The sequence below is a fragment of the Stenotrophomonas terrae genome, from assembly GCF_039674165.1.
GTDB lineage: Bacteria > Pseudomonadota > Gammaproteobacteria > Xanthomonadales > Xanthomonadaceae > Stenotrophomonas > Stenotrophomonas terrae_A.
On sequence record NZ_JBDJMY010000074.1, the window covers coordinates 1 to 8,964 of the forward strand.

An 8,964-nucleotide genomic window follows, 5' to 3' on the forward strand; every position below is an offset into this window, starting at 1 on the left:
GGCATCAATGAAGTCGCGGCTCTATCGGCGACCTGATCGATCATCAGCTTCGCGGCTGACGCCGCTCCTACAAAAACCAAACAACCGCCAACTTATCTGGCCGGTTCCACATACTTGGCGAACACCGCGTCGATCTTGCCGGTGTCCAGCGCCGCGCCGCCCTGGATCTCCTCGGCCTGCTGGAACAGCGGCATGATCATCGCCATGCCATCAAGCTTGGTCTTCAGGTGCACGCCCGGCGCCTTGCCAAGGAAGCCATCCCAACGCTGGCGCACCTGCGCCCAGAACGGTGCGGTGGCAGCCCAGTAAGCGCGCGCCGGGGTGAAATCCACTTCCGTGGTCTTGATGTAGTCGTTGAAACCGAACTCGCGCGCAATCTCCACCTGGCTGCCATCGGCATTGCGCTGCACCTTGGTGTTGAACTGCTCGTGGGTCCAACCGTTCGGGGTGAGCGTGTGCTGGTTCACCACCGCCAGCGCGTTGTAGTCGCTGCGCTTGGTGTACTCGCGGCGCGGCAACGGGCGCCAGCTCAGGTCGCTGGTCCAGGTCGGCACATTGTTGTTGTAGCTCCAACGGCCGGTACCGCAGTAACGCGGCGCATCGCTGACTTCGTAGACGCACTGCGTCCAGGCGCCTGCGTTCAACGATGCCGGAATGGCGCGCACCGTCCAGGTCTGGTCGGCAGTGAATTCAAAGCGCTGCGGTGCTTCGTAGACCCAATCCTGGCGCCAATGCTTGGTGACGTGGCCGCTCTTGGTATCCACCAGCAGGTGCTGCAGCACGATGCGGCGCGGGGTGTCTTCAACCACGATGACCACTTCATCACCGCCGCTGCGCATCGCCGCCGCACGCTCGTAGCCGGGCTTGAGCAGCACGGTCTCGTCGAAGGCGAAATCCACCGTGTACTCGCCTTGCATCTTCAGGATGCTGTCGTGGTCACGGGCGATGTCGGCAGGTGCGGCGCTGGCGACGGTGCTGACCAAAAACAGCAGCGGCAGGCTGGCGTAGAGCAGCTTCATGGGTGTTCCTTATGTCGATGAAAGGGATGGCCATCCATGGCCACGATGCGATCCTTCGCCGGCTCCTGGAGGAACCGCTAACGTTGCTGCTTACCAGGACACCGAAACGCTGGCCGAAACCGTGCGGCCCGGGTTGCTATAGCGATCGATCACGCTGCTGTTGGCCGCCAACGTGGAGGTGATGCTGGACCAGTCGATGTAATTGCGGTCAGCCAGGTTGAACACGCCGACATTGAACCTGGCACCCGGCGCAAACTGCCAATGCGCCATCAGATCCAGTGCGCCATAACCGGCCGGACGATAGGCGCTGGCAGCGGCGACCCGGTCCTTGCGACGGGCAAAGGTGCCGGCCAGCTCCACACCCCAGTCATCGCGGTCATACATCAGACCGACGGTGCCGCGCAGCGGGTCCACCGAATCCAGCGGCACATCCTCGGTACGGTTCTGCCCATGCGCCCAAGCCACTGCGCCACGCAGGCCCCAACCCTCCAAGGCATCGCTGAGCTGGCCGAAATCAACACCGGCCTTCAACTCGGCGCCGTAGATGCGCGCATCGGCGATGTTCTGCGACTGGAACACCATCAGCCCCTGCGCGTTGACGCCCACATAGCGCTGCGATTCGATGAAATCGCGATAGTCGTTCCAGTAGCCACCGACACTCATGTAAGCCAACGGGCTGACGTAGCGCACACCCAGCTCCAGGCCGTTGCTGGTTTCCGGCTTCAGGTCCGGGTTCGGGATGGCGGTGTAGCCGAACATCAGGTTGGTGAAACCCAGATTGACGTCGTTGTACGGCGGCGAACGGAAGCCGTGCGCGTAACCGGCAAACAGCGACCATTGCTCATCGAAGCGCCACACCATGCCCAGCTTGGGCGAGACGCTGGTCTTGGTCAGCGAGGCCACGGCCATGTCCGGGTTGTCTTCGCGGAAGATGCTGTCCAGCTCGGGCTTGAGCCGGTAATGGTCCACGCGCAGGCCCGGCACCAGCGACAGGCGGCCATCGGCCAGGCGCATTTCGTCCTGCACGTACAGGCCGAGCTCGGTGGTCTTGCTGATCGGGAAATCGCGCACCGGGAAATTGTCCGGCGAGATGTTGGAACTGATGTTGCCGTTGGCCAGCACCTGGTAGCCATCGCGCTTCTGGCGGATGTCGGTCAGTGCACCGTCGAAGCCCCAGGTCAGCGCGTGTTCGACGCTGCCCGACTGCAGGCGCTTGTTGAACTGCAGCTGCGCACCGTTGACCCGCTGATCGAAATGGAAGCCACGATGGCGGCGGCTGCCGTTGGTGCGGCCTTCGTTGGTGATCTGGGTGGTTTCGCTGTTCTGGCTGTAGATCTGCCAGTTCAGGCTGTCAGCAAATGCAGCATCCAGCGCATCCATTTCATGGGCGAAGGACAGCCGCGTACGGCTCTGCGTGTCATGCGCGGTCATGTCGGTGGTGGTTCGCGAGGCCGCAACCGGGTGCTTGTCGTTGACCGAGGAGAACACGTCGGTATCAGTTGTGTCCTCGTTGCCTTCCACGGTCAGACGGAAGCGCTGGCTTTCGTCCACGGCATAGACCAGCTTGGCCAGCACGCTGCGCCCATCGCGTTCCTGCGGATTGGGCGCGGTGCGGGTGTAGTCCTGCGTACGCACATCACCCTTGTTGACGGTCTCCTGACCCTGGTGATGATTGACGTTGACCATGCCACTCCAGTGCTCACCGCCAAAGGCCGTGGTCACGCTGCCCAGCAGCCCTTTCCAGTCACCGTCGTAACCGAATTTCAGGCCGACATAGCTGTCTTTGCCGTCTTTCAGATAATCCGCCGGGTCCTTGGTGACGAAGGCCACCACACCGCCCAATGCATCGGAGCCGTACAAGGAACTGGCCGGGCCGCGCACGATCTCCACCCGCTTGAGCGTTTCCAGATCGGTGAAGTTGCGGTTGCTGTTGGCGAAGCTGCCGATGTTGAAGCTCTTCGGCATGGCGATACCGTCGGTCTGGATCAGCACGCGGTTGGCATCCAGGCCACGGATGCGGAAGCCGCCCAATCCAAAGCGGGTGGCACTGCGGGTGACCGACACGCCCGGTTCGTAACGCACCAGGTCGGCGATGTCGTTGGCCAACTGCTTGTCCAGCTGCTCGCGATCGATCACATCGACGGTGGCGGCGACATCGCCGAGCGCCCGCTCGGTGCGGGTGGCGGTGACCTGGACGCGATCAAATTCCTGCGCGACGGCGGGAGCGGCATTTTCCGCATGCGCGGGTGACAGCACCGCCCACAGGGCAGCGCTCAAGACAGTTGGACGGATCATGGAAGCCTGGAATCATCGGGTGAACAAAGCCCCTGGCAGGCAGCCGGGCCACAAGGGCGACCCGGCTGTAGCCAAGGGGGGAGAGAGCTTTGCGATTCAGGCGGGCGTGGCGCGAGGACGCGCCGGCTGGCAGCGATGCAGCCGCGAACGCGGGCTGCTGCTTACTTGGTAAGGATCAGCTTGTCGTTGCTGGTATGGCGCAGGCGATAGAACTTGTCGCCGTGCTGGATGACGATTTCGCGCTGCCCCTTGAGCAAGGCACCGCTATCGACAACACCGTCGGCCGGCAACAACTGGACCGGGCGCTGCGGCAGGTGGAGGGTACGCGGGCGAAGCAGAACGGGTTGAGCCGACATCATCGTGATTCCGTGCTGGGGACGGAGTAGATGATAATGATTCTCAACAACGATGCAAGAACTATTTGCAACAACTGCGCAATCTTCCCTGAAGCCGGCCATTCGCTCCACCGGTAGTGCCGAGCCATGCTCGGCAGAGGCCTTACCGACATAGCGTCACGGCGACGAACGCGGTGAAACAGGCAGCACTGCAATCACCGGCATGACCGCAACCGGGCGGATCCGTGGCTTCGCGGCTGACGCCGCTCCTACAAAAGCCTGGCCCGCTGTAGTGCCGAGCCATGCTCGGCAGGGGCGTTACGAGCCCACCATCAACACTGTCGGCGCGGCGTACGCCGCGAAGCTGGCAACACCTGGCTCACGCACCTACCCGCGACCTGATTGATCCATGGCTTCGCGGCTTACGCCGCTCCCACAAAGACCGCTCGAATTCCTGGCAACGCGCTGCCGAGCATGGCTCGGCACTACCGCTTCGCAATCAGGCGAAAATCGCCTCGATCTGCTGCCAGGTGCCCTCTTCCACCCGTGCCAGCACGTCCAGCGCGCGCAGGTTCTCTTCCAGCTGCGACACCCGGCTTGCGCCCAGGATCACGCTGGATACCTGCGGGTTGCGCAGGCACCAGGCAATGGCCAGCTGCGCCGGCGATTCGCCCAACTCGGCCGCCAATGCGCTGAAACGACGCACCTTGCCCAGCCGATCATCGGCCGGCTCGCCCAGCACCGACGCCTGCAGCCAGCCCAGCGAGGACTGGCCCAGGCGCGAATCGTCGGCGATGCCGTCGTTGTACTTGCCGGTCAAAAGACCCGAAGCCAGCGGTGACCAGATGGTGGTGCCCAAGCCGGCATCGGCGTACAGCGGCGCGTACTCCTGCTCCACACGCGTGCGGTGCAGCAGGTTGTACTGCGGCTGCTCCATGCTCGGCGCATACAGATGGTTGGCGCGGGCAAACGCCACCGCCTCAGCGATCTGCGCGCCTGACCACTCCGAGGTGCCCCAATACAGCACCTTGCCCTGGCGGACCAGCGTATCCATGGCCAGCACGGTTTCGCTGATCGGCGTCTCCGCATCCGGGCGGTGGCAGTAGTACAGATCCAGATAGTCCACCCGCAGGCGCTTGAGCGCGGCGTGGCAGGCATCGGTGACATGCTTGCGCGACAGCCCGCGCTGGGTCGGCGCAGGCTCCTCGGCCGAGCCGAAGAACACCTTGGAGGACACGCAATAGCCGTCGCGCGGCAGGCGCAGGTCGGCAATCACGTCGCCCATCACCTCTTCGGCGCGGCCTTTGGCATAGCCCTCGGCGTTGTCGAAGAAGTTGACCCCGTTGTCCCAGGCCGCAGCAATCAGGTTGCGCGACTCGTCCCGCCCGATCTGGCTGCCAAAGGTCACCCAGGCACCAAACGACAAGGTGGACAGCTGCAGGCCGGACGACCCGAGACGACGGTATTGCATGGCTGGCTCCAACATAGGACCCTGCGCGCCATTCGCGCAGATTGGCCGCCAGTGTAACCCTGACTGCGCATCGGGCCGCCCCGTGGACCTTGCCGATACCGGCGCATTCGCCGTAATTGCAGGCTCATGCCATGTATATTCTTGCCCGGCATCAGCCGCTGCTCTAGGCTTGCGTCTTTTGCGGGCACGCCCGGGGATTACTCATGTTCGAAGGTTTGGGCAGAATCGGCTTCGGCCTGTTCGGCCTGGCGGTGCTTTTGGGCATCACCTGGCTGTTCTCCAACAACAAGAAAGCCGTTGACTGGAAGCTGGTTGCCACCGGCATCACCCTGCAGATCGCGTTTGCGGCGCTGGTGCTGCTGGTCCCGGGTGGCCGCGACGTGTTCGACTGGCTGGGCAAGGGCTTCGTCAAGATTCTGAGCTTCGTCAATGAAGGTTCCAACTTCATTTTCGGCAGCCTGATGGACATCCCCAAATACGGCTTCATCTTCGCCTTCCAGGTGCTGCCGACCATCATCTTCTTCTCGGCGCTGATGGGCGTGATGTACCACCTGGGCGTGATGCAGGCCATCGTGCGGGTCATGGCTGCGGCCATCACCAAGGTGATGCGTGTGTCCGGTGCTGAAACCACCAGCGTCTGTGCCAGCGTCTTCATCGGCCAGACCGAGGCGCCGCTGACCGTGCGCCCGTATATCTCCAAGATGACCCAGTCCGAGCTGATCACGATGATGATCGGCGGCATGGCGCATATCGCTGGCGGCGTATTGGCCGCTTACGTCGGCATGCTCGGCGGTGGTGATCCTGCCTCGCAGGCCTTCTATGCCAAGCATCTGCTGGCCGCCTCGATCATGGCCGCACCGGCCACGCTGGTGGTCGCCAAGCTGCTGGTGCCGGAAACCGGCACTCCGCTGACGCGCGGCACGGTCAAGATGGAAGTGGAAAAGACCTCCTCCAACATCATCGACGCAGCCGCTGGTGGCGCCGCTGACGGCCTGCGCCTTGCGCTGAACATCGGCGCCATGCTGCTGGCCTTCATCGCCCTGATCGCCCTGCTCAATGCGCCACTGACCTGGATCGGTGACATCACCGGCCTGGCTGCCGCCATCGGCAAGCCGACCAACCTGGCCACCATCTTCGGCTACGTGCTGGCCCCGATCGCCTGGGTGATCGGCACGCCGTGGGCTGACGCCACCACCGTCGGTTCGCTGATTGGCCAGAAGGTCGTGATCAACGAATTTGTCGCTTACATGGACCTGTCGGAGATCATCAAGGGCAACGTCCCGGGCGTCAGCCTGAGTGAAGAAGGCCGCCTGATCGCCACCTACGCGCTGTGCGGTTTCGCCAACTTCAGCTCCATCGCCATCCAGATCGGCGGCATCGGCGGGCTCGCCCCTGACCGTCGCCAGGATCTGGCAAAGTTCGGCCTGCGTGCAGTCCTGGGCGGCACCATTGCCACCTTGATGACCGCCACCATCGCCGGTGTGCTGACCCATTTCAGTTGATCCACGCTGTAGAACCACTCCTGTTGATTCAATTCGGCGCGTTCATCGCCGTTACTGCTTCATCGCCACCTTAGAGACGTAGATTCCATGAGTTCTGTTGTCGTTGCTGGTTCCTTCAATGTCGATCACGTCTGGCGCTGCGACGCCCTGCCCGCACCGGGAGCGACCATTGCTGGCCGTTACAGCACCGGCCCCGGTGGCAAGGGCTTCAACCAGGCCGTCGCCGCACAGCGCGCCGGCGCGCAGACCAGTTTTGTCTGCGCGCTGGGCTCTGACGCCGGCGGCGACCTCGCCCGCCAGCTGGCCAGTACCGATGGCATCGCCCTGGTAGCCGAAGCCAGCGACGAACCCACCGGCACCGCCGGCATCTACGTCGATGGCCGCGGCCGCAACTCGATCGTGATCGGCGCCGGCGCCAATGCCTCGCTGAGCACCGATTTCGTGGCCGCCAACGCTGCGCTGATCAGCGGCGCCAAGGTGCTGCTGGCACAGTTGGAATCGCCGGTGGAAACCATCGAAGCAGCGCTGGCGCAGGCCCGCGAGGCGGGTGTGCTGACCATGCTCAACGCGGCCCCTGCCAATGCACCGTCCACCATCAGCCTGCTCAAGCTGGCCGATGTGCTGACCCCGAACGAAACCGAGTTTGCCGCCCTGCTGGGCCGTCATGTCGGCGAGCGCATCGAGGCCGACGACGTGGCAACGCTGGATGGCGCCAGCCTGCACGCGCTCTGCCGCAAGCTGTCCGGCAACACCGTGGTGGTGACCTTGGGCGCGGTCGGCGTGTTTGTCTCGCACGATGAAGACAAGCTGCGCAGCGACAGCCAGCCGTATTACCGGGTGGCAGCCGAGTCGGTGCAGGTGGTGGATACCACCGGCGCCGGCGATGCCTTCAACGGCGCCCTCGCCGCCTCGCTGGCGCAGGCACCGGAGGCTTCGTTCATCAAGCACGTACGCTTCGCCAACCAGTACGCCGCCCGCTCCACCGAGAGCGAAGGCGCCGCCTTGTCGATGCCGAAGATGACCCCGGCCGACGTCTGAGCTGTACTCCCTCCCTTGCGCAGCAGGGGAGGGTTGGGGAGGGGTAGCCTTTTAGGCCCTCCAAGCATTGCCAGCTTCGCAGCTTTGCCCCCTCCCTTGCGCAGCAGGGGAGGGTTGGGGAGGGGTAAGCTCTACGGCCTCTTGAGCATTGCCAGCTTCGCGGCTGACGCCGCTCCTACAGCCGGGGTTCCAGCCAGCGCCTTACAATACCGTCCATGCAGATCGGCCCCTACACCATTGCACCCAACGTGGTGCTCGCGCCCATGGCCGGCGTCACCGACAAGCCATTCCGTCAGCTGTGCAAACGGCTGGGCGCGGGTTTGGCCGCCTCGGAAATGACCATCAGCGACCCGCGCTTCTGGAATACCCGCAAATCCCTCCATCGCATGGACCATGCCGGCGAGCCGGCACCGATCAGCGTGCAGATTGCAGGGACCGAACCGCAGCAGCTGGCCGAGGCCGCGCGCTACAACGTCGACAACGGCGCGCAGATCATCGACATCAACATGGGTTGCCCGGCCAAGAAGGTGTGCAACGCCTGGGCCGGCTCGGCGTTGATGCGCGATGAAGCCTTGGTGGCACGCATTCTTGAAGCGGTGGTCAATGCCGTCGATGTGCCGGTCACGCTGAAGATCCGTACCGGCTGGTGCGCCGATGTGCGCAATGCGCCCAGCATCGCCCGCATCGCCGAGGACAGCGGCATCGCCGCGCTGGCCATCCACGGCCGCACCCGCGACCAGCACTACACCGGCGTGGCCGAATACGAGACCATCGCCGCGATCAAGGCGATGCTGAAGATTCCGGTATTGGCCAACGGCGATGTGGATTCCCCGCGCAAGGCCGAACAGGTCCTCAAGCTCACCGGCGCCGACGCAGTGATGGTTGGCCGTGCAGCACAGGGCCGGCCGTGGATCTTCCGCGAGATCGCCCATTACCTGGCCACCGGCGAGGAACTGCCACCGCCTTCGGTGGAGGAAGTGCGCGACATCCTGCTCGGCCATCTCAATGACCTGCACGCCTTCTACGGCGAACCGCAGGGCGTGCGCATCGCCCGCAAACACCTGGGCTGGTATGCAAAGGACAGGCCCGAGAACGCCGCCTTCCGCGTAGTGGTCAATGCAGCGGAAAGCGCAGACGCGCAGATACGCCTGACCCGCGACTATTTCGATGCGCTGATAGCCGGTGAAAGCGCAGGCATGCAACAAACAGCCTGACACCACCTGTAGAGCCGAGCCATGCTCGGCTGGGGCGTTACCAGCAACGTTTGGATTTATGCATGAAGCCTCTGCCGAGCATGGCTCGGC

Annotated in this window: 7 protein-coding genes; 3 read left to right on the plus strand and 4 right to left on the minus strand. The window is 63.9% G+C overall.

What is annotated here, in order from left to right; genetic code table 11:
- Positions 1–92 precede the first annotated feature (92 nt).
- The 4 genes from ABE493_RS18890 to ABE493_RS18905 form a co-directional block, all read right to left on the minus strand.
- Complete coding sequence (locus tag ABE493_RS18890) at positions 93–1,019, minus strand: DUF6607 family protein (protein WP_346500862.1); 927 nt, start codon at positions 1,017–1,019, stop codon at positions 93–95.
- Positions 1,020–1,109: 90 nt separating this feature from the next.
- Positions 1,110–3,314 carry a TonB-dependent hemoglobin/transferrin/lactoferrin family receptor gene (locus ABE493_RS18895; RefSeq protein WP_346500864.1) on the minus strand — a complete coding sequence of 735 codons (2,205 nt, stop codon included), beginning with the start codon at positions 3,312–3,314 and terminating at the stop codon, positions 1,110–1,112.
- A 161-nt stretch (positions 3,315–3,475) separates the two neighbouring features.
- The gene (gene hemP, locus ABE493_RS18900; protein ID WP_346500866.1) at positions 3,476–3,670 is read right to left on the minus strand and encodes a hemin uptake protein HemP; all 195 of its coding nucleotides are present in this window, start codon (positions 3,668–3,670) and stop codon (positions 3,476–3,478) included.
- Between the two features lie 478 nt (positions 3,671–4,148).
- Positions 4,149–5,120 carry an aldo/keto reductase gene (locus ABE493_RS18905; RefSeq protein WP_346500868.1) on the minus strand — a complete coding sequence of 324 codons (972 nt, stop codon included), beginning with the start codon at positions 5,118–5,120 and terminating at the stop codon, positions 4,149–4,151.
- A gap of 203 nt (positions 5,121–5,323) precedes the next feature.
- Between ABE493_RS18905 and ABE493_RS18910 the strand changes: the two genes are divergently transcribed.
- From ABE493_RS18910 to dusB, 3 genes are all read left to right on the plus strand, one after another.
- The gene (locus ABE493_RS18910) at positions 5,324–6,622 is read left to right on the plus strand and encodes a NupC/NupG family nucleoside CNT transporter (protein ID WP_346500871.1); all 1,299 of its coding nucleotides are present in this window, start codon (positions 5,324–5,326) and stop codon (positions 6,620–6,622) included.
- A gap of 87 nt (positions 6,623–6,709) precedes the next feature.
- The gene (locus ABE493_RS18915) at positions 6,710–7,660 is read left to right on the plus strand and encodes a ribokinase (protein WP_346500873.1); all 951 of its coding nucleotides are present in this window, start codon (positions 6,710–6,712) and stop codon (positions 7,658–7,660) included.
- Between the two features lie 215 nt (positions 7,661–7,875).
- Positions 7,876–8,874: a tRNA dihydrouridine synthase DusB gene (dusB, locus tag ABE493_RS18920; protein ID WP_346500875.1), complete on the plus strand. Its 999-nt coding sequence runs from the start codon at positions 7,876–7,878 to the stop codon at positions 8,872–8,874.
- Positions 8,875–8,964 lie beyond the last annotated feature (90 nt).

What these genes read in the sequence shown, in the direction of transcription:
- ABE493_RS18890 (WP_346500862.1), bottom strand. Translation starts at nt 1,019, where the DNA reads ATGAAGCTGCTCTACGCCAGCCTGCCGCTGCTGTTTTTGGTCAGCACC.
- ABE493_RS18895 (WP_346500864.1), bottom strand. Translation starts at nt 3,314, where the DNA reads ATGATCCGTCCAACTGTCTTGAGCGCTGCCCTGTGGGCGGTGCTGTCA.
- hemP (WP_346500866.1), bottom strand. Translation starts at nt 3,670, where the DNA reads ATGTCGGCTCAACCCGTTCTGCTTCGCCCGCGTACCCTCCACCTGCCG.
- ABE493_RS18905 (WP_346500868.1), bottom strand. Translation starts at nt 5,120, where the DNA reads ATGCAATACCGTCGTCTCGGGTCGTCCGGCCTGCAGCTGTCCACCTTG.
- ABE493_RS18910 (WP_346500871.1), top strand. Translation starts at nt 5,324, where the DNA reads ATGTTCGAAGGTTTGGGCAGAATCGGCTTCGGCCTGTTCGGCCTGGCG.
- ABE493_RS18915 (WP_346500873.1), top strand. Translation starts at nt 6,710, where the DNA reads ATGAGTTCTGTTGTCGTTGCTGGTTCCTTCAATGTCGATCACGTCTGG.
- dusB (WP_346500875.1), top strand. Translation starts at nt 7,876, where the DNA reads ATGCAGATCGGCCCCTACACCATTGCACCCAACGTGGTGCTCGCGCCC.